Here is a 21,633-nt window from a genome sequence, read left to right as displayed (position 1 = left end):
CCGCTCTCTCCCTCTTCCTTCGCCAAGCTGCGGGAAAGGCGCTATGATCTTCGGATGAGGATCCAGCCCCTTTCCCGCAGCGCCTTGGCGGCGCTCCTGCTGACCAGCGTGCCTGCATCGGCTGCGGAAGCTCGACGGCATGACGTCAGCATTACCCGCGACGACTGGGGCATTGCCCATGTGCGCGGCAAGACGGATGCGGACGCGGTGTTCGGTGCGATCTATGCCCAAGCCGAGGACGATTTTCCGCGCGTGGAGGCAAACCTGCTGACCGCGCTGGGGCGGCGTGCAGAGGCAGAGGGCGAGGACTTCCTCTGGCAGGACCTGCGCCAGCGATTGTGGATCGATCCGGAAGCGCTCAAGCGCGATTATGCAAGCTCACCCGCGTGGTTGCGCAGGCTGATGGACGCATGGGCGGCGGGGCTCAACCACTACATTGCCACGCATCCGGAAGATCGGCCCAAAGTGCTGACACGGTTCGAGCCGTGGATGGCGCTGTCGTTCACCGAAGGCTCGATCGGTGGCGACATCGAGAAGGCCCCGCTCAAGCCGCTCGCCGCATTCTATGGAGGCGAGGCAAGCCCGCTGGCGCTGGCGATGGAGACCGTGCGCGACAACGAGCCGCGTGGATCGAACGGCATTGCAATCGCGCCGAAGATGTCTGCCAATGAACATGCACTCCTGCTGATAAACCCCCACACCTCCCTGTTTTTCCGCTCGGAGCTGGAGATGCGCAGCGACGAGGGGCTTCATGCCTATGGCGCGTCGACCTGGGGGCAATTCTTCATTTACCAGGGGTTCAACGAGAACCTTGGCTGGATGCATACGACCAGCGGCGCCGACAATGTCGACGAGTTTGTCGAGACGGTATCAAGAAAGTCTGGCAAGTGGTTCTACAGGCGTGGAAATGTCCTGAAGCCATTTGCTGAGAAGCCGGTGACCCTGCGCTACAGGAAACTGGATGGAAGTCTGGGTGAAAAGACCTTCACCACTTTTGCAAGCGTGCATGGGCCGGTCGTGCGAAGTGACAGCAAGGGCAACTGGATCGCCCTGTCACTGATGCACCGGCCGGTGGCAGCGCTCAGCCAGTCATGGCTGCGGACCAAGGCGCGGACGCAAGCGGAGTTTCTGAAGACGGCGGAGCTGAAGGCCAATTCCTCGAACAACACGCTCTTTGCCGATCGGGCGGGCAATATCGCGCTGTTGCTGCCGCAGTTCGCGCCGCGACGGGATGCACGGTTCGACTATCGCGATCCGGTGGACGGCAGCAATCCGGCAGCGGACTGGCGCGGGGTTTATCAGGCAAGTGAACGACCCGATGTGCTCAATCCGGCAGCGGGCTGGCTGTACAATTCCAACGATGCGCCATGGCGTGCCGCTGGCGAAGGGACGGTTGATCCGGCACGTTGGGCGGCGACGTTCGATCAGGTCGGCGCCAATCCGCGCGGGGACCACGCGTTGGAACTTCTGGGCAAGGCCAAGTCGCTCGATCTCGATACGCTGCGCACGCTGGCTTACGATCCGCACATGCCATTGTTCGAGGACCTGATCCCCGGTCTGCCCGAGGTTGCCGCAGGCGATCCGCTGGCAGGGCCGGTGGCGCTGCTAAAAGGGTGGGACCGGCGCTGGTCGATGGATTCGCAGGCCATGAGCCTTGCCAACTATTGGGGCGAGGAGTTGAGCGCGAGCGTTCAGACCGCGTTGCCCCGGCACGGCAACGTGTTCGACGAGATGCGGCGGACGTCACCGGCACAGCGCCGGGATGCACTGGCGCGCGCCGTTGCAAAGCTGACGGCAGATTTCGGCGGGTGGCAGGTGCCCTGGGGCGAGGTCAATCGCTATCAGCGGACGACCTCGGCCATCGTCCAGCAATTCGCGGACGACAAACCGAGCCTTCCTGTGGCCTTCGCCTCGGCGCGCTGGGGCTCGCTCGCCTCGTTCGGGGCCAAGCAGTATCCGGGCACGCGGCGCTGGTATGGCACAAGCGGCAACAGCTTTGTCGCGGTGGTGGAGTTCGGGGCGAAGGTGCGGGCCATGGCAGTGTCGTCCGGCGGAGCGAGCGGGCGAGAGGGATCACTGCACTTCAACGATCAGGCTGGGCTCTATGCCTCGGGCGGGATGCGACCAGTGTACTTCTACCCTGAAGATCTCGCAGGCCATGTGGAGCGCAGTTACCGCCCTTGAAGCATGTCTTCGGCGCGCTGCAGGTCTTCGGGCCTGTCGATATCGAGGGCAAGATCTTCGGCGAGGTCAACGGACGGAACATCGCGGAGGAGCGCGCCTGCGCCGCGATCCCCCTGAAGCGACTGCAACGCCGGGAAGTGGCTTGCGCCGAAGATGGCGGGGACCATTGTCAGCAACCCGACCTGTGTGGCGATGCGGTTGCCATCGAACTCGGCGATAAGGAGGGCGAAGTGACTTGCTGGCACCAGTGGCATATCTGCCAGCGCGAACAGCACAGCTTGTGCATCCCGCACGCTGGCAATTCCGGTAGCGATCGAACGGGATAGCGGTGCGTCGGGTGGGTCGATCAGGACCCTCTCGAACCCCGGCAGGTCGGGCGTCATTGGCGAGCAGACCGCAAGGCGGCGGGCAAAGGGCAGGGCGGAAAGGCTTTCTGCCACGTGATGGGCCAGCGGCCTACCACCGAGCAACGCGGCCAGCTTTGCGCTGCCGAAACGCGATCCGCGCCCGGCTGCGAGCAGGACGAGCGCAATGCCTTCGGCGCTCATGCCTTCACGCTCATTGGGCGGCTTGGGCTTCCAGTGGGGCTCCGGTCCAGTAAGTCCATCTGGCGAGGGCATTGTATTCGGCGACGATCTCGCCAAGGACCGAAAGCGCCAGCGTTGCAGGATCTCGCGTAGCGGGGATCAGGCCGATATGGCCGCGAAGCGTTGCGATCCGTTCCTCGGAGATGCCTGCAGCGCGCATGGCATCAAGGCGCGCGGCATGGGTCCGGCGGCTGCCGATGGCACCGTGATAGAACGCCGGGAAAGCCAGTGTCTGGGGAAGCAGGCCTTCCTCCCAGTCACGCCCGTGGAACAGGAAGACGATGGCAGACCACGGGTCAACATCCGTCAAAGGCATGGTGTTCCGGGTGTGGAGAAGCGTTGCGGCTACGCCTTCGGCCTCAAGGCTCGCGCAAGTTTCGGTTTCGGGAGATAGCGCATGAACTGTGGTGCCGAAAGCCTTGGCCAGACGGCAAAAAGCCGTGAGATCCTCACCCTGGCCGAAGGCATGGACCATGAGCGGTGGCTGGTAGCAATGCGTGAGTGCAATGCCGTCCCAAGCGGACTGATCGGCGGGATCGGCGAGAACGACCTTGTCGCATTCGATGCGCAAAACTGCCTGATGGCGCGCTGCGAGCTGCGCAATGGCCTGGCTGATTGCCGCAGGATCGGGGCGCGGGGTGAACAGCAGATCGATCCCGCCGCCACAGGGCAGACGGATGTCGATATAGGGCGAGCCCACGCCATAGCGCACGACATGGCCCCAGCCTTCGCGCAAAGCGTCGATCGCTTCGGCGGCGACGGCGTCCTCGACGCATCCGCCCGAAAAGGAGCCGATCCGTCGTCCGTCAGCGGCCACGGCCATCTGTGCGCCGACCGCACGCGAAGAGCCGCCGGTCACGGCAACGAGCGTGACCAGCGTACAATCAATGCCTTCTTCCGCGCGGGCGGCGAGGAAGTTCAGGATGTCCAGCGGAGTCGTGGCGACCATAGATCGCGGGCTATACCATCTCCAGCGGCAGTCGGCGATGCCGCTTGCCGGTGAGCGAATAGACCGCGTTTGCCAGCGCCGGAATGACCGGTGGCAAGGCGGGTTCGCCAAGTCCGGTTGGCGGGAAATCGGTCTTCACGAACTCGACGGCGATGGCGCGCGGAGCGGCATCGATGCGCATGAGCGCGAAATCGCCGAAGTTCTCGGCGGTGATGGCCCCGGCTTCCTGCACGATCTTCTGGCCTATGAGCGCTTGGCTGATCCCGTCGATGACGCAGCCCTGCGCCTGGTTCATCGCGTTGATCGGGTTGATCACGTGCGCACCGATGTCTCCGGCGACCCAGACCTTGTCGATGCTGATAGCACCGTTCTTCATGGAAAGGTCAACGATTTCAGCGAAGTATCCAAGGTGACTGAAGTAGAATCCGAAGCCACGTCCCTTTTCGCGCCCTTTCCAGCTGGCAGACTTGCATACGGCGTCTATCACGCCGCGGGCACGACCGGTGTGGAAGCTGACCCGCTCGCCGGGAATCTCGCGCGGGGGGCCCAGTGTGCGGCGCATGAATTCGGGAAGATCAAGCCCGGCTGCTTCGGCGACCTCGTCCATGAACGACTGCCATACGAAGGACATCGCGTTCGACGTGGGCGCGCGGAGCCAGCCGGTGGCGAGGTTGGTCGCCATGTAGCTGATGCCGAGATCGACATTGGGCACGACCGGTGCGGGAAACTCGGTCGGCGCCATCTGCGCGGCGCGGATCGGCTTGCCGTCCTTGCCGAAAGTGACGAAGTGGTCCTTGAGGGCAACCAGTGCGCCGCTGGCATCAAGGCCTGCGGTAAAGCGGTGCCAGCCAGCGGGGCGGTAGAAGTCGTGGCGGAAGTCGTCGGTGCGGTCATAGAGGACCTTGACCGGCTTGCCGGGGAGGGCCTTTGCCGCCTGTCCTGCGATGACCATGTAATCGTTCATCAGGCGGCGGCCGAAGCCACCACCCATGCGGGTCAGGTGGATGGTAAGGTCATCGGGCGACAGGCCGCAGAGCTTGGCAGTTTCGGCGCGCCCCTGTCCGGGATTCTGGCTGGGCGCCCAGATCTCGAGCTTGCCGTCCTTGAACAGCGCGGTGCAGTTTTGCGGTTCGAGCGGGGCGTGGGCGAGGAAGGGATAGTCGTAGTCCGCCTTGATCACTTTGGCCGCTTTGGCCAGCGCGCCATCGGCATCGCCGGTCTTGAGCAGGCTGGCCTGCGGGGCGCTGGTGACCAGCTTGGCAGCGTCGGCTTCGTACTTTGCCGTGGTGAAGCCGGTGACGGCGGCATCGTCCCATTTCACGCCAAGCTTTTCGCGCGCCTTGCTGGCCTTCCACCAGCTGTCGGCGATGATCACGACAGTGTCGGACTTGCCTTCGGGCACGAAGCCGCTGTTGACGGCGGTAACGGCGAGGACGCCGGGGATTGCCTTGACGGCTGCATCATCGATCGAGGCGACGGTGCCGCCGTGGGCGGGGCACTTGACCACGGCGGCGTGGACCATGCCGGGCAGGCGGGTGTCGATCCCGTAAAGGGGCTGACCCTTGACGATCTTGGGCACGTCGACGCCGGGCTTGGACTTGCCGATGATCGTGAAGGTTTTCTCGTCCTTGAGCGGGACCTTGGCAAGATCGGGCGCAGTTTCGGTGGCGGCGGCCTTTGCGAGGGAGGCGTAAGTGGCGCTCTTGCCGGAGGCTGCGTGGATCACGGCGGCCTTGGCGGTTGAAAGGCTGGACGGATCGACGGCCCACTTCTTTGCCGCTGCGGCCACGAGCATGGCACGGGCAGCCGCTCCGACCTGGCGCATCGGCAGCCAGTTGCGCGGAGTGGCGGTGCTGCCACCGGCGACCTGGGGGCCGTAGCGCTTTTCGTCGGCATCGGTCTGCTCGATGCGAACCTGCTCCCAGTCGAGATCCATTTCCTCTGCGATGAGCATCGGCAGCATGACTTTGACGCCCTGGCCGATTTCGGGGTTCTTGGCGCCGATGGTGACGGTGTTGTCGGCGTTGATGCGGACGAAGGCGTTCAGCACGTCGGCAGGAGCCGCGGTTGTTGCTGCGGCGAGGACGACCGAGGCATCGAGCGTCAGAACTGCACCGCCGGCAAGCGAGGTGGCGATGAAGGAGCGGCGCGAAAGCGAAATTGCGTCGCTCATGCCACGGACTCCTCGGTGGGCAGGCCTGCGGCGGTGCGTATCGCGGCGCGGATGCGCATGTAGGTGGCGCAGCGGCAGATGTTGCCGCTCATCCAGCCGTCGATGTCCTCGGGCGTGGGCATGGGGTTCTGCTTGAGCAGGGCGGTAGCGGACATGATCTGGCCGGCCTGACAATAGCCGCACTGCGGCACGTCGAGCGCGATCCACGCTTCCTGCACGCGCTTGCCGATGTCGTTGAGGCCGACGCCCTCGATCGTGGTGACCGACTTGCCTGCGGCATCGGCGATGGGCGTCTGGCAAGAGCGTACGGCGTCACCATCAAGGTGGACGGTGCAAGCACCGCACAGCCCGGCACCGCAGCCGAACTTGGTGCCCGGCATGTCGAGATCCTCACGCAGGACCCAGAGCAGGGGCTTGTCGGCATCGGTTTCAACGATGCGTTTGCGGCCGTTCACGGTGAGGGAAATGCTCATCGTCTCAAATCCTTGGGTCTTCCGAATGCCGGGATCGCGGACGTGGACAGCCATGTCGCGCACGAATGAATCTGGACAGCCATCAAGGGCCGGTCAAGCGCCTTGTTGGGCAATCGAACGCTTTGATCGCCCGGTGATGCGCGTCCTTGGTCTTGGCGACAGGTGGTGTTATGCGCGTCTGACAATGGCTGCCCGACCGGATACTCTCGACACGGACCTTCCGTCCGCCCCGCGTCCGGGCACTTATGCGCGTGGCACGGAAACGGTCGACGCGATCATCAAGGCGGCCTTGCGCGTCCTGATCGATGAAGGGGCGGGTGCCTTCACCATCCGCCGCATCGCCGCCGAGTGCGGGATGAAGGTCGGCAATGTCAGCTATCACTTCCCCAAGAAGGAACTGCTGATCCAGACGCTGCTGGACGATATCATCGGCAATTATGACAAGCTGCTCGAGCGCACGGTGCGCCAGCCGGGCCTCGATGCCGAGGAGCGGCTGCGTCTGATCGTGGTGATGTGCCTTGACGATATCGCGGGCAAGCGAACCACGCGGCTGTTCACCGAGCTGTGGGCGCTGGCCAACCACAACGAGTTTGTCGCCGATCGTGTGCGGCTGTTCTATCAGCGCGTCCACGATTTCATCGCCGAATACGTCGCCGAACTGAACCCGGCGCTGAGCGCGCAGGAAGTGCGCGACGTTGCGCTCTACATCAGCGCTTCGATGGAGGGGGCGACTCCGTTCCTTGGCTACGAGAAGCCCTGGGCTTCGCGAATGGGCGCGTTTACCGCGATTGCTACCCATGCGCTTGTTTCGCTTGCCAAGACGGTGACGTCGGCAGAGATTGCTGGTCTGGCCGACCGCAAATAGCCGTTCTCTTCGCAGGCGCAAAAAAAGGCGTTGACCGAATCTGGACAGTCGTCAAGTCTCTTGCCGTCGGTTAGGCAAAGGGGGCCGGAATGACGCTTGGACGCAAGTTGGCGCGGGTTCTGATCGGAACGGCGATGGCAGGTTCGCTCGCCACCATGAACGCCGCGGTGGCATCGGCCGAAGCCGTCGTGCCCGAGGCCGAAGAGCCGGGCGTGATGACGATGGAGCCGCCCAAGCCGACATGGTTCTTCGTGCGCGGTGGCTGGGGCTCTGCCGGGACGAGCATCTTCGATGCAGGCACCGGCAAGATGGTCGGCATGATCGCCACCAGCCGGGACTCGGACCTTGGCATCGATCCGGCGGGCAAGTTCTATTACGTGGCCGAAACGATGTGGTCCAAGGTCAACCGGGGCACGCGGCAGGACCTCGTCTCGGTCTATGACAGCAAGACGTTGAAGCTTCTGGGCGAGATCCCGACGCCGGGACGCCTGATCGTTGGCGGGTTCTCCACCAACTTCGTGCTGACCGACGACGGGAAGACTGCCTACGACTACAACTTCGACCCGGCCTCTTCGGTCAACATCATCGATCTGGCCAAGCGCAAATTCGTGCGGGCGATCGAGCTTCCGGGGTGTGCAGGGATGATCCCCAATCCCGGGGTGGGCTTCTCATCGCTCTGTGCCGACGGGACGATTGCCACTGTGGCGATCAAGGGGGCGACGCAGGATATCACCCGTACCGAACCCTTCTTCGATGCAGCGGCGGACCCGATCTGGTCGAACACCGTCTATGACCGCAAGAAGAAGCAGGTCGTGATGCTCAGCTACACCGGCATGGTTCGCACCGCGACGGTCGGGGCCAAGGTGGAAGTGGGGGCGCCGTTTTCCATTCAGGAAGCAGGAGGGATGAGGGCGGCGGATGTGAAGCCGCTGGACATCGCGTGGTATCCCGGCGGGATGCAGCCGATGGCGCTGCACCGGCCCACAGGCGTACTTTGGGTGCTCATGCACAAGGGCGAATACTGGAGCCACAAGGAAGGTGCCGAGGAAATCTGGGGCATTGATCTTGCAGCAAAAAAGGTGGTCAAGCGCTACCCGGTCGAGGACAAGCCCAGCAACATCCAGATCACGCAGGATGATGCGGCGATGATCATGGTCAACGGCGGCGGCAAGGATGCCGTGATCATCGATTCCAAGACCGGCGAGGTGAAGCACAAGATCGAGAATGGCGGAAGCGGCCTGATCACGGTCGTGGAGCCGATGTGATCATCGAGATGGCCCCGACTCTCGGCTTAAATCTCGGCGCAGCGCTGGGGATAGCCGGGTATGCAGCCGCGTTCGGTGTCGGGGCAGTGTTCCTCACGGCCGGAATCGCCAAGCTGCGCAATCGGCGGGTGTTGCCGGGTGTTGTCGCGAACTACCGCCTGCTGCCGCCAGCGCTGGTGGGGACGGTCGCCAGTCTGCTCCCGCCCGCAGAGGTGGCAATCGGACTTTTCCTGATCGCCGGAATAAGCCTCGCGGCAATTCCGGCTGCCGCTTTGTTGCTGCTGTTCGCAGCGGCGATGGCCGTCAATATTCGTCGTGGGCGTTCGCATATAGACTGCGGATGCGGTCGCTCCGAATTGCGCCAGACATTGAGTGCAACGCTCGTAATCCGCAACTTCGTGCTGGCGGCGCTGTTGTTGCCTGCGTTGGGGCAACTGCCAGCGCCGGGGTCTGCGGGCTGGCTGATCGGACTTGCAAGCGGTGCTGCGCTCTATCTCATGACCCTGCTGGTCAATGCCCTTGCGGCATTGGCGAAGGGCCCGCTTGCCATGGAAAGGAATATGCGATGATGACGGCGCTGATCGTGGCCCAGGTGCTTTCCTGGGTGGTCATTCTCGCACTGGTCGTGACGCTGCTGGCGCTGGCACGCCAGGTTGGTGTGCTGCACATGCGGGTTGCACCGGCAGGCGCGCTGCAGACGAGCGGTGGACCGGCGGTGGGGGGCAAGGCTCCGGCAGTTCCTGCTCAAACGCTTGACGGCAAGGACGTGATTGTGGGCGGTCCTTCCAAGACCGTGCCGCTGCGCTTGCTGATGTTCGTCTCGGCGACGTGTCCGCTGTGCAAGGGCCTGATCCCGGCTGCGCGATCCTTTGCCAAGGATGAGCGCGTGGAACTGACCTTCGTCGGCGACGACGACGTGCATGTCCAGCGCGGGCTGATCGCGGCGCAGGGGCTGGAAAGCTACCGCTTCATCAATGGGCCGGAAGTTGGACAGGCGTTCGAGGTGGGCAAGCTGCCCTATGCGGTGCTGCTCGATGCCGAGGGTACAATCCTGTCAAAGGGATTGGTGAATAGCCGCGAGCATCTCGAGAGCCTCGTCGTCGCCCACGAAATGGGCATCGCCACGGTGCAGGATTATATCGGCAAGCTGAAGAAGGTCGAGGCGGCCTGATCGGTCGCGCCGGGAAAGCGTTAGAAGGGGGCATTTGATGAAGCGTTTCAATCCCGATGCGATGGGCGAGAAGCTGTTGCGCCGCCTTGCCGGTGGCACGTCCCGCCGAAGCATCCTGTCGCGCCTTGGTGCAGCGCTGGTGGCCGCGCCGGTCTTTCCGCTGCTTCCGGTGAGCCGCGCCGAAGCGGCCAAGCCGGACCGCTCGCCCGAGGCCAAGACCGCGTTTGCGCGCACTGCCCAGACCAAGGATTACACCAAGTGCAACTACTGGCGCTATTGCGCCATCGACGGCGCGCTGTGCACCTGCTGCGGCGGCGGCATTCATACGTGCCCTGCAGGGGCGGAGCCTTCGCCGGTTTCGTGGGTGGGTTCCTGCATCAACCCCGATGACGGGAAGGCCTACATGATCGCCTATCGCGATTGCTGCGGAAAGCCTGCCTGCGGCCAGTGCGGCTGCGACAATACCGACCGTGAGACGCAGCTCTATCTGCCGCAGCTCAACAACAACGTCATCTGGTGCTTCGGCACGAGCAGCATGGAGTATCACTGCTCGACCGCGATGATGATCGGCGCGGCCTGACGGAGGCGGCTGTGCGCACGCTGGCTCTGGCAGGACTGATAGCTGTATTTGCCATCGTGGCGCCGGGGCTTGCGGCCAAGGGTGATCCGCGCGCTGAAACCGTGGCGCGCGGGCTGTCCGCTATCAGCGATCCGGAACTGGCAAAGGCAGACTATGTAGAGCACTGTGCCGGTTGCCATGGCGTGCAGGGGCTGTCAGCGCCCGCCAGGTTGCCGGAATTGCGCGGACGGGTGGGCTACATGATGTGCACGCCTGCAACGCGCGCCTATCTGCTGCGCCTGCCCAACATCGCAAAGAGCCGGATATCCGACAATCAGCAGCTGGCCGACATGCTCAACTTCATGGTGTTTGGCCTTGGTGGGGAAAGCGTGTTGCCGGGGACGCAGCCATTCACAGCCAGGGAAGTGGGGTACGAGCGGCAGTTCGCGCTGACGTCGGCCTCGCTGGTGAGCGAGCGCAAGCGCCATGTGGTCACCGCGATTGCAAAGTGCGGCGCGCCGGCTTCGTTCAAGGACTTCTACCGCAATCCCTGATCAGCGTGGGGCGAGGCCCGCTACCAGGAAATCGACGAGCGTCTTCGCGATCTCCCGCGGCGATTGCGGGCCATCCGCCCGATGCCAGCGGGCGGGGCCGTTGAGCGCGCTCGCTAGAGTTAGCGCAGCGAGCTTCGGATCGCACGGCGCGACCGAGCCGTCCGCTATCGCCTGTTCCACGAGTTCGCGCAGAACCCCATCGATGCGGCGCTTGAGCAGCCGGATCGTTTCGCGCGCGTCGGGTGACAGAGCTTCGTTTGCGGTCAGGATGTTGCACCGGCCGAAGTCTTCCATGTTCACTTCGGCATAACCCTGCAGAAAGGCACGGAGGCGATCGATGCCGCGACCGTGGACTTCGCGGGCATCGTCCGATGCGGCAAGCAACTGGTTCATGCCGATGGTCAGGCATTCGACCAGCACCTGCTCCTTGTTGCCAAGGTAATGGTAGATGGTCGGCTTCGAGATTCCGAGGCTGGCGGCCACGTCGTCAAGCGAGGTCTGGTGGTAGCCGCGCGCGTTGAACATCCGCACGGCTGCGCTGAGCACGGCCATGCGCTTGGCCTCGCGTTCCTCGGTGCGTTCGGCGGGGGTCTTGAAGGGCGATCGTTCGGCCAAATGCGGATACCTGCGTGATGTGCCAGTTGGAAAGCCGGACGTGCCGGGTCTTTGATCCGGGCAGGGTAGGGCAATCTTGCGATTGACACCATACCCATTCGGACAATACTTACTCATAAGTAGATATTGTTCTCACTGGTTTCCGAAAGGTGGTTTGCCAGTGACCGGAAGGATGATTTTGTCATGGAAATCAATGGTCTTGCCGCAATCGTTACGGGTGGCGCTTCGGGTCTGGGCGGAGCTACCGCTGCGCGACTCGCCGAGCTTGGCGCCAAGGTCGCCATCTTCGATCTTAACGAGCAGTTGGGGCAGGCCCATGCAGCAGCCATCGGTGGTACGTTCTTCAAGGTCGACGTGACCGACGAGGACGCGGTCGACAACGCCATCCTTGAAGCCGAGGCGATGAACGGCAAGGCGCGCATTCTGGTGAACTGCGCCGGGATCGGCCCGCCGGCCAAGGTCATCGGCCGCGATGGCAAGGCGATCCCGCTCAAGGATTTCAGCAAGATCATCCAGATCAACCTGATCGGCACCTTCAACGTGCTCTCCAAGTTCGCTGCCCGCATTTTCGATGCCGAGCAGGTAGGCGAAGAGCGTGGCGTGATCATCAACACCGCCAGCGTGGCGGCGTTCGAAGGACAGATCGGGCAGGCGGCCTATTCGGCATCCAAGGGCGGGGTCGTCGGCATGGCTCTGCCGATCGCCCGTGAGTTTGCCCGCTACGGGATCCGCGTGAACACCATCGCGCCCGGTCTGTTCCTGACGCCACTGCTGCAGTCGCTGCCGCAGGACGCGCAGGACTCGCTCGGGGCGCAGGTGCCGTTCCCCAGCCGCCTCGGCAAGCCCGAGGAATACGCGCGCATGGTCGAGAGCATTGTCGTCAACCCGATGCTCAATGCCGAAGTGATCCGCCTCGACGGCGCGATCCGCATGGCCCCGCGCTGACACGTTTACCAACCGATCCCGCGATACAGGAGACACATAATGGCAAATGGCATCGGCATGGACGCCGCATTGGAGATCGCGGATCGGGTTGAGCGGTTCGTCCGCGAGGTCGTTGTTCCCTATGAGAGCGACCCGCGCCGCGACGATCACGGCGCGCCGACGGATGAACTGGTGCAGGAACTGCGTGGCCTGGCGCGCGAGGCAGGCGTGCTGACGCCGCATATCCTGTCCGATGGCCGTCATCTCAACCAGCGCGAGACGGCAGTCGTGCTTATCCGCTCGGGGCTTTCGCCGCTGGGGATGCTGGCCTGCAACACGCAGGCGCCGGACGAGGGCAACATGTACCTTCTCGGCAAAGTCGGCAGCCCGGAACTGAAGGAGCGCTTCCTCAAGCAACTCGTCTCAGGGGAATCGCGCTCGGCGTTCTTCATGACCGAGCCGGCGAGCGAAGGCGGCGCGGGCTCCGACCCTTCGATGATGCAGACTACCTGCCGCCGCGATGGCAATCACTGGGTGATCAACGGGCGCAAGGCCTTCATCACCGGGGCCAAGGGCGCGAAGGTCGGCATCATCATGGCCAAGGACGAGGAGGGCGGCGCATGCATGTTCCTAGTCGACCTGCCAGACCCTGCTATCGAGATCGTATGCGTGCCCAATACCATCGATAACTCGATGCCTGGCGGCCACGCGGTGATCGACATCAAGGACTTGCGCGTCTCGGCAGACCAGATGCTTGGCGAGCCGGGCGAGGGCTTCAAGTACGCGCAGGTGCGCCTCAGCCCCGCGCGCTTGTCGCACTGCATGCGCTGGCTGGGTGGCTGCATCCGTGCGCAGGAGATCGCGTCCGACTATGCCAACCGCCGCATGGCGTTCGGCAAGCAGCTGATCGACCATGAAGGCGTGGGCTTCATGCTCGCCGAGAACATGATCGACCTGAAGCAGGCCGAACTGATGATCGACTGGTGCGCGGGCGTCCTCGATACAGGCTCGCTCGGCACCGTTGAAAGCTCGATGGCCAAGGTTGCCGTTTCCGAAGCGCTGATGCGCGTGGCGGACAAGTGCGTGCAGGTCATGGGCGGATCAGGTGTCACCACAGACACCATCGTGGAGCAGATGTTCCGCGAAGTGCGCGCTTTCCGCATCTATGACGGCCCCACCGAGGTCCATAAGTGGAGCCTTGCCAAGAAGATCCGCCGCGACTGGCGTCACGCCCAGGCCGGGAGCGCGCAGTAATGTCGGCCGCGACGCAGGAAGCCAACGCCGGGACGACTCCGGTCCGCGAGGGGTACAGCTTCGACGAAGCTGCGCTCTACCGCTGGATGGAGGCGAACGTCGAGGGTTTTGCAGGTCCGCTGGCGGTAGAGCAGTTCAAGGGCGGGCAATCCAACCCGACCTACAAACTGCTTACCCCCGGGCGGAACTATGTCCTGCGTCGCAAGCCACCCGGGCCGGTGCTGAAAGGTGCCCATGCGGTGGAGCGCGAGGCGAAAGTCCTTTCGGCGCTCGGCTCGGTCGGCTTTCCGGTTGCGCACGTCTATGGGCTGTGCACCGACGAGAGCGTGATCGGCAGCTGGTTCTACGTGATGGAAATGGTCGAGGGTCGCATCTTCTGGGAGGCGACCTTCCCGGATGTGCCTGCTGCAGAACGCCCAGCCTACTTCGACGCAATGAACGCGACGATTGCGCAGTTGCATTCGATCGATCACGAAGCCGTCGGCCTTGGCGACTATGGCAAGCCCGGTAACTATTTCGCGCGTCAGGTCGGGCGCTGGTCGAAGCAGTATCTCGAGGACGAACTGGCCGGGCGCGATCCGAACATGGATGCGCTGGTGGAATGGCTGCCGACGGCGATCCCCGAGGGGGACGAGACCAGCGTGGTCCATGGTGACTTCCGTTGCGACAACATGATCTTTCACCCGACTGAGCCGCGCGTGATCGCCGTGCTTGATTGGGAGCTTTCAACACTCGGCCATCCGCTGGCCGACTTTGCCTATCACGCGATGATGTACCACATGCCGCCGCATATCGTGGCGGGGCTGGTCGGGGCTGATCTGCAGGCGCTGAACATCCCGAGCGAGGCGGAGTATGTTGCCGCCTATTGCCGCCGCACCGGGCGCGAGACGATTCCGTCCTGGGATTTCTACATGGCGTTCAACTTCTTCCGGTTGGCCGCGATCTTTCACGGAATCAAGGGGCGCTATCTGCGCGGGACCGCTGCTTCGGCACACGCGAAGGATCGCGCGGAGGCATTTCCGGTACTGGCGAGGCTGGCGCGCGAAGCGATGGAGCGCTGCATCTGACGACCGCGCGCGAAGGATTGGTTCGATCTGAAGGTTAACACACGTCAATCGGGGCGGTGGTCGGCTTGCTTCTTCCAAGTCTGATTGGGGCAAGTCGCTCACCCGGTCCGGACCCGCGCCGCCTGACGAATCGATTGCCGTATTCGGAGGTCTCGAAGGGTGCTGAAGTGGCGCAGGACCTCGTTTTGCAACCTCTGGCCATTGCGGAGTCAGTTTGTGATACAGATCACATCCCTGCAGGATTTTTGAAACGCTCGAAAGAGCATCTGCTAACGTACAGTTTGGTAAGTAATTATCCGCAGACCCACACAACCTGCCAGGCAGGTTCGTCTGCAGCTTGCTCATAAGCGGTGTAATCTTCCCTTTGAACACGCACTTTCTGCGTTACCTACGCCCACGGATGTCGGAACGGTGCACAACGCCCGCTCCCAGAATAAGGCGTCGCCAAATGCCGGTTGCAGCAAAGCCACTCGCAGAAGTGTTCGAGACCCTTTCCGATGCGCTTGTCGATCTTGACCAGCACGGCGAGGCCATGGCGGCGCTGCATCTGGCGATGGCTGTCGATTGCCTGAAGCAGTGCATTGTCGAGCCGACTTCAGACGAGAGCAAGGACGTAGGCCGCGCCCCGAAACTGCGACTGGTGGTTTCATCTTCCTGATTGGCGACGACCCGTAGCTGGCGTTGCACGACTCGTCGGGAGTTTCGTGCGTTCTGGCGCAGCCGAATTGTCTATCATTTGAATAGACTTTAGGTCGCGATTGTCCGGCGGGCAATGCGTCGTCCGTCCGCGCCTCCCATTTCGAGCCTGATAGGAAAGCTTGGAGGCGGAACAGACGAAGTTTAATGTCTAGTGAATTGGTTGAGTATAGAGAGCGTTCAACGGCGACGCGAATCGCCGGAAATTGCGCAGGGGGCAGTGCGAAAATGGAAGCATCATCGACTGGCTCCCGGCGCGGCAACAGGATCGAACCGGCGATGACCGAACCCACCAATACAGCTGCGAGGACTGGGGCCGGCACCACGGGTGAGGCAGAACGCCTACTCGAGGAAAGCCTGGCCAGCGTGCGAGAAGCCCTCACCGGGCTGCGCTATGGCTCCATCCAACTGACCGTCCATGAAGGACGTGTCGTCCAGATCGACGTGACCGAGAAGCGACGGCTCAAGCCGAACTGATCGATCCACGCACCAGGTTTCAAGAACAGAACAACCGCAACCGCTGACCGGACCACCGGAAGCATCGTTCGGGAACACATGAGGTCCTACGATGAATTTCCGCGTCCTTCTCGCGGGTGGCGTTGCGCCGCTCGCTCTTCTCTCGCATGCCGCCCTGGCGGCCGAGCCTGCTCCGGTTGCCGACGAACAGAACGCGGCCGCCCCTGCTGACGTGACGGCTGTCCCGGCTGAAGCCGAAGGATCGCCCGGCGACATCGTGGTGACAGCGCGTCGCCGTACGGAGAACGTCCAGACTGTTCCGATTGCGGTTTCAGTGGTCGACGCCGGCCGCCTTGAAGCGCAAGGCACGTTCAACATCGCGCGCCTGACCCAGATCCAGCCGACGCTGCAGTTCTATTCGCAGAACCCGCGCAACACCTTCATCAATATTCGCGGCATCGGTGCGCCGTTCGGGCTGACCAACGACGGGTTCGAGCAGGGTGTCGGCATCTATATCGACGACGTCTATTACAACCGCATCGCATCGGCGACGCTAGACTTTGTCGACGTCCAGCAGATCGAAACACTCCGCGGGCCCCAAGGGACGCTCTACGGCAAGAACACGACGGCCGGCGCGATCAATATCACAACCACTCCGCCGAGCTTCGACTTCGGCGGCAAGGCCGAAGTGACGCTGGGCAACCTCAACTTCAAGCAGGGCAAGGCGACCATTACGGGCCCGATCTCGGACACGCTGGCTGCGCGCATCAGCGCTTCGACCACCAGCCGCCGCGGCACGATCTTCAATGTCTCGACCAACACCTATATCCAGTCGATCGACAACATCGGCGTGCGTGGCGCACTGCTGTGGAAGCCCAGGTCCGATCTTAGCGTGACGCTGTCCGGTGACTGGAATCTGCAGGATCCGATCTGCTGTGCCCTGCCGTACTACAGCTATGGCAAAACCCAGCGTGCCGCCAATCGCCAGCTGCCCGCGTTGCTGACCTATTTCCCCGGTTACCCGCGCGCCGATTACCCGCTGCCGAACGTCGATCCTTTTGATCGTCTGACCGATGTTGATGCGCAGCTGACAGCCCGCAACGAGCACGGCGGCCTTTCGGCCAAGGCTGTGTGGGATATTGATGAAGGCAACACGATCACCTCGATCACGGCGTGGCGTTATTGGGACTGGGGCCCGGCGAACGACCGCGACTATGTCGGCCTGCCCGTCTACACCAAGGTCAACAACCCGACGAAGCAGAACCAGTACACGCAGGAGTTCCGCTGGAACCACAAGGGTTCAGGCTATGACTTCGTGATCGGCCTGTTCGGCTTCCACCAGTCGATCCGCACCAGCGGTATTCAGCAGACAGGGACGGCTGCGAGCAAGTGGCTGCTCAACCCGACCAATGCCCTTTCGAACGACCCCAACGTTGCCAACAACCTCGTTGCGATCAACGATATCAGGCTCGACAACACCAGTCTGGCTCTGTTCGGCAAGTTGAACTGGGATGTGACCGATCAGTTGGTTATCTCGCCTGGTATTCGCGTGAACTACGACAAGAAGAAGGGGCTTTACGATTCGGTCGTGACCGGGAACGCCTCGGACGGCACGCGTCAGGTCGTCTCTCCAGTTCCGGGCTCGCCTTACTACACCGATGCATGGATCGCGCAGCTGCGCGGCATTCAGGCCTCGCAGTTCTTTGAGCCGACGTTCAGCGCCTGGAACCTGTCGTACGACGTGAACGTGCGTTACAAGATCACGCCGGACATCAACGTCTATGCGACTTACGCCCGCTCGTTCAAGACGGGTGGCATCAACCTCAATGGCGTTCCCGCTGATGCGAATGGCGTGCCCATCGCTTCGGCCTTTACGATCAAGCCGGAGAAGGTCGATCACTTCGAAGCGGGCTTCAAGACGCAGTTCTGGGATCGCAAGGCGACTTTCAACGTCACCGGGTTCTGGACCGAGATCAAGGACTTCCAGGCCAGCGTCAGCAACGGCCAGCTGGGCACCGTCCGCGGCTATCTTGCCAATGCCGAAAAGGTCCGCTCGCGCGGCGTCGAGGCTGATCTCTCGCTTCGTCCCAGCGACCGGTTCAGCACTTATGCGAACGTAGCATATACAGACGCCACCTTCGATAAGTTCTGCGACGCGCCGCCGCCGCCTGAGCTTTCCGGTGGTCCCAGCACCGGAATCGTCGTGACCGGCAAGTGCACCTACACCGGCACGATCGGTGCGGCAGGTACTCCGGGTGCGGTGAGCCCGCCCTTCGTCGACATCTCGGGTTCGCCATTGCCGGGCGTATCCAAGTGGGCTGCGGCCTGGGGCGCCGAGTTCAACCTTCCGACGCCGATTTTCGGCGAGGAGGGCCAGGCCTACTTCGGCTATGATGCCAGCTATCGTTCGAGCTGGTCATCCAATCCGTCGCCCTCGATCTACACTAACGTTGCGGGTTATTCGCTGCACAACTTCCGCGCCGGCATCCGTACCGATCGCTTCGACATCTTTGGCTGGGTGCGTAACGCGTTCAACCAGAACTACGTCGAACTTCTGTTGGCTGGCACAGGTGGCAACACCGGCCTGATCGCGGGACAGATCGGCGATCCGCGCACTTTTGGCGGGACGATCAAAGCCACGTTCTGAACGAACTCTCCCACCCCGCAGCGCATGCGGAACTCAAAGGCCGGTGGAGCGATCCACCGGCCTCTTTCTTTGTCAGTTGTTGCCGCCGATGAAATCGCCCAGGCCGCCGAGGATAGAGCCTTCGCCCCGGTTCTGTCCTCCGCGCGATCCGGCCGCTGCGAGCATCCGGCCGGCAAGGCGCGAGAAGGGCAGGGACTGGATCCATACCTTGCCCGGACCGCGCAGACGGGCAAAGAACAGGCCTTCGCCGCCGAACAGCACCGATTTCACGCCGCCTGCGGTGACGAGATCGAAGTCGATGCCGGGCGTGTATGCGGCAAGGCAGCCGGTATCGACATGGAGTTCCTCGCCGGGGCGCAGTTCCTTTTCGACGAGCGTGCCGCCCATCTGCACGAAGACCCAGCCATCGCCATCAAGCTTCTGCATGATGAAGCCTTCGCCGCCGAACAGGCCGGTCATCACCCGGCGCTGGAATGCGATGCCGATGGACACGCCGCGTGCGGCAGCGAGGAAGCTGTCCTTCTGGCAGATCAGGGTGCCGCCGACGTCGGACAGCTTGATCGGCAGGATCGCGCCGGGCGTGGGAGAGGCGAATGCTACGCGCGCCTTGCCCGAGCCATTGTGGGTGAACACCGTGGTGAACAGGCTCTCGCCGGTGACGAGGCGCTTGCCCGCGCCCAGCAACTTGCCCATGAAGCCACCCTGCTGGTCGCCCGAGCCATCGCCGAACACGGTGGTCATGCCGACCGATCCGTCCTTCCAAACGAGGGCACCGGCTTCGGCCACGGCGCTTTCACCGGGGTCCAGTTCGATCTCGAGGAACTGCAGTTCCTGGCCCTTGATCTCGAAATCGATGTCGTCGGCAATGGAAGCGCTGCGGTGATGGGCCCATGGACTATTGGTCATTCAAGTCTCCCGAAAAGAAGCAATAGCGCAGATGTCGCAATCCACCGCGCCGATGCGAGAGGGCATATCATGTCTTCGTCGGCGCTGTTATGACGCTCGTCGGATCGAGGGGAAAACAAGTATGACGACACTGCGTCCGGTACGGTATTCGGGAATTGCCATTGCGCTGCACTGGGCCATTGCCCTGCTGCTGTTGTTCCAGATCGGACTTGGTTGGGCGCTTGAGGACTTGCCAAAGGGCGCGGTGCAGTTCGCGGGCTATCAGTTCCACAAGTCGATCGGCATCACGATCCTGCTGCTGAGTCTCGCGCGACTGGCAGTTCGCCTCGTCCGTCCACGCCCGGCTCCAGTGCAGGACGGCAAGGCGCAGATGCTGCTGGCTTCGGCAGTACATGTGTTGCTTTACGCTGTAATGATCGTCGGTCCCCTGACTGGATGGCTCATCGTCTCGACCGCGAAGGTGCGACTGCAGACGATGTTGTTCGGCAAGGTTCCATGGCCTGACCTTCCGGTCGGGCAGGGCTTGCATGAACCTGCGGAGGTTCTGCACGGTGCGCTGGGAACGGTCGGGATCATACTGATCGGGCTGCACGTCGCAGGCGCGCTCTACCATCATTTCAAACGCGAGGACGTGATCGGGCGGATGCTGCCGACAGCCGTGCGTTCGCATGGCTCGATCGGCATTGCTGCTTTCGTGGCGATTGCGCTGGGCACTGGCGCGCTGATCTGCGGCCTTTTCCTTTCCTTCCCGGCAACCAAGGCCACCCCCGCGCCAGTGGAAACCGCTTCGGCAGACGCGATGGAGGCGATGCCATCCGAAGTGGCGTCAGACATCGCGGCGGAACCGTCCGCTTTGGCCTCTGACGCAGCGGCAACTTCGGCAAAGGCGACGCCGTGGAAGCTGGAAAAGGGTAGTCGTCTCGGTTTTACGGCGGAATACAGTGGAGAAACGATCAAGGGGTCATTCTCCCGGTGGGATGCCACCATCGTGTTCGATCCCGAGGATCTGCAAGGCTCGTCGATCCGCGCCTCAATCGATCTTGCCTCGGTGGACAGCGGCGACAGCCAGCGCGATGACATGCTGCGCAGTGAAAGCTTTTTTGGCGTCGGTGCGCATCCCACCGCCCAGTTCGTTTCATCCAGCATCCGCGCTGCGGGTGAGGGGCGCTACGTGGCCAGTGGAACGCTTTCGCTCCATGGACAGCGCAAGCCTGTGGCTCTGCGCTTCAGTCTGAAAATTGACGGCAATCGCGCGACGGCTTCGGGGAACGCAACGCTCCAGCGCCTTTCGTTTGGCGTTGGTGAAGCGGAATGGTCAGCCACCGATCAGCTGAAGGATGCCGTGGGCGTCGTTTTCAATCTGAAGGCGGTGAGGAAGGCGCCCTGATCGCGCCGCTGTGGCGCAGGCCTGCGAAGAAGAACTCCGAGTAGGCCCGCGCCCAAGTCTCGGTCGCTTGCGGATCGACGGTCTGAGCCGAAGTCTCCAACCGTGCATGGCCGAGCAAGCCTTCAAGCCAGAATCTCGCCGCGAGTTCGGGATCGGCGATCTCGATGTCCTGTGCCTTGGCGGCCTGCCCTAGTTCGTCGGTGATGTTGGTCAGGGCATCGACATACATCGCCTGACGATAATTCATTTCGCCGTTGCCGAATTCCTGGTCGCACCAGTCGACCAGTCTCTCCATCATGCGGCCTTCGGGCGAATGCAGCACATGCATCACGGCGGCCGCGCGAATGCAGAAGGACTCGATCAGGGGCAGGCCTTCACCGAGCTTCATGATCTGAAGCCGGCGTTCGACTGTTTTCTGTGCGAGCAGGGCTTCAAGAAACTCGCGCTTGCCTGCGAAGCGGGTGTAGATGGTGGCCTTGCCGATATGGGCATGGCGGGCGACGCGGTCGAATGTGAAGGCTTCAAAGCCATGTTCGCGCAGTACTTCCCATCCGGCCTCAAGAATGCGGGCTGGAAGGCGTTGCGCTTCTTCTATCGAAGGACGGCCTCTGCGGCCGACACCTTTGCACGTGGACGACTGATCGCTTTTGTCAGCGTCCTTTGAGGGCAGCTCAGTGGACGGTGGGCTGCTCCGCTCCTGCGACGTGTGCTGAACTGTCATGCGGACGATCCCGTTCGCACAGGCGTTCTGCCAGCGCTTCGGCAATCCGGTTGTGAACCGGGCAGGACATCTCCAGTCCTTCGCGATAGGCCTGCCAGAAGCGGAGGCCCGCATCGGTAATCCAGCGCATCTTTCCCACTTTCTCGCCTTTGCGGCGTATCGTGGGAGCAGAGTGCCCTA

Annotated in this window: 22 protein-coding genes and 1 pseudogene; 14 read left to right on the top strand and 9 right to left on the bottom strand. The window is 62.8% G+C overall.

What is annotated here, in order from left to right; genetic code table 11:
• Positions 1-54 precede the first annotated feature (54 nt).
• Complete coding sequence (locus tag ACZ1JX_RS07570) at positions 55-2,184, top strand: penicillin acylase family protein (RefSeq protein WP_465126140.1); 2,130 nt, start codon at positions 55-57, stop codon at positions 2,182-2,184.
• Here ACZ1JX_RS07570 and ACZ1JX_RS07565 read toward each other — a convergent pair.
• Genes ACZ1JX_RS07565 through ACZ1JX_RS07550 form a run of 4 tightly spaced genes read right to left on the bottom strand, consistent with a single transcriptional unit; the run spans position 2,172 to position 6,366 of the window.
• Positions 2,172-2,732 carry a nucleotidyltransferase family protein gene (locus ACZ1JX_RS07565; RefSeq protein WP_465126139.1) on the bottom strand — a complete coding sequence of 187 codons (561 nt, stop codon included), beginning with the start codon at positions 2,730-2,732 and terminating at the stop codon, positions 2,172-2,174. The two genes, ACZ1JX_RS07570 and ACZ1JX_RS07565, sit on opposite strands and share 13 nt — an antisense overlap.
• A gap of 10 nt (positions 2,733-2,742) precedes the next feature.
• A complete protein-coding gene (locus tag ACZ1JX_RS07560; protein ID WP_465126138.1) occupies positions 2,743-3,720 on the bottom strand; it encodes an XdhC family protein in 978 nt (325 codons plus the stop codon).
• Positions 3,721-3,730: 10 nt separating this feature from the next.
• On the bottom strand, positions 3,731-5,893 hold the full coding sequence (locus tag ACZ1JX_RS07555) for a xanthine dehydrogenase family protein molybdopterin-binding subunit (protein WP_465126137.1): 2,163 nt from the start codon (positions 5,891-5,893) through the stop codon (positions 3,731-3,733).
• The gene (locus tag ACZ1JX_RS07550) at positions 5,890-6,366 is read right to left on the bottom strand and encodes a (2Fe-2S)-binding protein (RefSeq protein WP_465126136.1); all 477 of its coding nucleotides are present in this window, start codon (positions 6,364-6,366) and stop codon (positions 5,890-5,892) included. The genes ACZ1JX_RS07555 and ACZ1JX_RS07550 overlap by 4 nt, the downstream gene beginning before the upstream one ends.
• 184 nt (positions 6,367-6,550) lie before the next feature.
• On the opposite strand from ACZ1JX_RS07550, the gene ACZ1JX_RS07545 reads away from it, so the two are divergent.
• The 6 genes from ACZ1JX_RS07545 (at position 6,551) to ACZ1JX_RS07520 (ending at position 10,780) form a co-directional block, all read left to right on the top strand.
• A complete protein-coding gene (locus tag ACZ1JX_RS07545; protein WP_465126135.1) occupies positions 6,551-7,231 on the top strand; it encodes a TetR/AcrR family transcriptional regulator in 681 nt (226 codons plus the stop codon).
• Positions 7,232-7,320: 89 nt separating this feature from the next.
• Positions 7,321-8,496, top strand: a complete 1,176-nt coding sequence (locus tag ACZ1JX_RS07540; RefSeq protein ID WP_465126134.1) for an amine dehydrogenase large subunit — start codon at positions 7,321-7,323, stop codon at positions 8,494-8,496.
• A complete protein-coding gene (locus tag ACZ1JX_RS07535) occupies positions 8,493-9,065 on the top strand; it encodes a MauE/DoxX family redox-associated membrane protein (RefSeq protein WP_465126133.1) in 573 nt (190 codons plus the stop codon). The genes ACZ1JX_RS07540 and ACZ1JX_RS07535 overlap by 4 nt, the downstream gene beginning before the upstream one ends.
• Positions 9,062-9,667, top strand: a complete 606-nt coding sequence (locus ACZ1JX_RS07530) for a thioredoxin domain-containing protein (RefSeq protein WP_465126132.1) — start codon at positions 9,062-9,064, stop codon at positions 9,665-9,667. Before ACZ1JX_RS07535 ends, ACZ1JX_RS07530 begins: the two co-directional genes overlap by 4 nt.
• A gap of 37 nt (positions 9,668-9,704) precedes the next feature.
• Positions 9,705-10,247, top strand: coding sequence for a methylamine dehydrogenase light chain (locus ACZ1JX_RS07525; RefSeq protein ID WP_465126131.1), 543 nt, complete (start codon positions 9,705-9,707; stop codon positions 10,245-10,247).
• 11 nt (positions 10,248-10,258) lie between these two features.
• Positions 10,259-10,780 carry a c-type cytochrome gene (locus ACZ1JX_RS07520; protein WP_465126130.1) on the top strand — a complete coding sequence of 174 codons (522 nt, stop codon included), beginning with the start codon at positions 10,259-10,261 and terminating at the stop codon, positions 10,778-10,780.
• Here the strand turns inward: ACZ1JX_RS07520 and ACZ1JX_RS07515 are convergent, their stop codons facing one another.
• Positions 10,781-11,395: a TetR/AcrR family transcriptional regulator gene (locus ACZ1JX_RS07515; protein ID WP_465126129.1), complete on the bottom strand. Its 615-nt coding sequence runs from the start codon at positions 11,393-11,395 to the stop codon at positions 10,781-10,783.
• 183 nt (positions 11,396-11,578) lie between these two features.
• Between ACZ1JX_RS07515 and ACZ1JX_RS07510 the strand changes: the two genes are divergently transcribed.
• The 6 genes from ACZ1JX_RS07510 (at position 11,579) to ACZ1JX_RS07485 (ending at position 18,439) form a co-directional block, all read left to right on the top strand.
• The gene (locus tag ACZ1JX_RS07510; RefSeq protein WP_465126128.1) at positions 11,579-12,340 is read left to right on the top strand and encodes an SDR family NAD(P)-dependent oxidoreductase; all 762 of its coding nucleotides are present in this window, start codon (positions 11,579-11,581) and stop codon (positions 12,338-12,340) included.
• Positions 12,341-12,379: 39 nt separating this feature from the next.
• Positions 12,380-13,573, top strand: coding sequence for an acyl-CoA dehydrogenase family protein (locus ACZ1JX_RS07505; protein WP_465126127.1), 1,194 nt, complete (start codon positions 12,380-12,382; stop codon positions 13,571-13,573).
• On the top strand, positions 13,573-14,640 hold the full coding sequence (locus ACZ1JX_RS07500; RefSeq protein WP_465126126.1) for a phosphotransferase: 1,068 nt from the start codon (positions 13,573-13,575) through the stop codon (positions 14,638-14,640). The genes ACZ1JX_RS07505 and ACZ1JX_RS07500 overlap by 1 nt, the downstream gene beginning before the upstream one ends.
• A gap of 448 nt (positions 14,641-15,088) precedes the next feature.
• Entirely contained in the window at positions 15,089-15,298 is a 210-nt protein-coding gene (locus ACZ1JX_RS07495) for a hypothetical protein (RefSeq protein WP_465126125.1), read from the top strand.
• Between the two features lie 317 nt (positions 15,299-15,615).
• Positions 15,616-15,813: a YezD family protein gene (locus ACZ1JX_RS07490; RefSeq protein WP_465126377.1), complete on the top strand. Its 198-nt coding sequence runs from the start codon at positions 15,616-15,618 to the stop codon at positions 15,811-15,813.
• 91 nt (positions 15,814-15,904) lie between these two features.
• A complete protein-coding gene (locus ACZ1JX_RS07485) occupies positions 15,905-18,439 on the top strand; it encodes a TonB-dependent receptor (RefSeq protein ID WP_465126124.1) in 2,535 nt (844 codons plus the stop codon).
• Between the two features lie 72 nt (positions 18,440-18,511).
• Here ACZ1JX_RS07485 and ACZ1JX_RS07480 read toward each other — a convergent pair whose 3' ends face one another.
• Positions 18,512-19,345, bottom strand: a complete 834-nt coding sequence (locus ACZ1JX_RS07480) for a TIGR00266 family protein (protein ID WP_465126123.1) — start codon at positions 19,343-19,345, stop codon at positions 18,512-18,514.
• A 121-nt stretch (positions 19,346-19,466) separates the two neighbouring features.
• On the opposite strand from ACZ1JX_RS07480, the gene ACZ1JX_RS07475 reads away from it, so the two are divergent.
• On the top strand, positions 19,467-20,732 hold the full coding sequence (locus ACZ1JX_RS07475; protein WP_465126122.1) for a YceI family protein: 1,266 nt from the start codon (positions 19,467-19,469) through the stop codon (positions 20,730-20,732).
• Here the strand turns inward: ACZ1JX_RS07475 and ACZ1JX_RS07470 are convergent.
• From ACZ1JX_RS07470 to ACZ1JX_RS07460, 3 genes and pseudogenes are all read right to left on the bottom strand, one after another.
• Positions 20,701-21,063 (bottom strand): hypothetical protein, encoded by a 363-nt coding sequence (locus tag ACZ1JX_RS07470; RefSeq protein ID WP_465126463.1) that lies wholly within the window; start codon positions 21,061-21,063, stop codon positions 20,701-20,703. The two genes, ACZ1JX_RS07475 and ACZ1JX_RS07470, sit on opposite strands and share 32 nt — an antisense overlap.
• A 153-nt stretch (positions 21,064-21,216) precedes the next feature.
• Positions 21,217-21,453 (bottom strand): annotated as a pseudogene (locus ACZ1JX_RS07465) (TetR family transcriptional regulator); the annotation flags it as partial.
• The gene (locus ACZ1JX_RS07460; protein WP_465126121.1) at positions 21,404-21,583 is read right to left on the bottom strand and encodes a hypothetical protein; all 180 of its coding nucleotides are present in this window, start codon (positions 21,581-21,583) and stop codon (positions 21,404-21,406) included. The gene ACZ1JX_RS07460 and the pseudogene ACZ1JX_RS07465, both read right to left, overlap by 50 nt.
• Positions 21,584-21,633: the final 50 nt, after the last annotated feature.

The organism is Novosphingobium sp. BL-A-41-Hi4A-0G (assembly GCF_055521735.1).
This window is presented reverse-complemented; position numbering and strand designations above follow the sequence as displayed.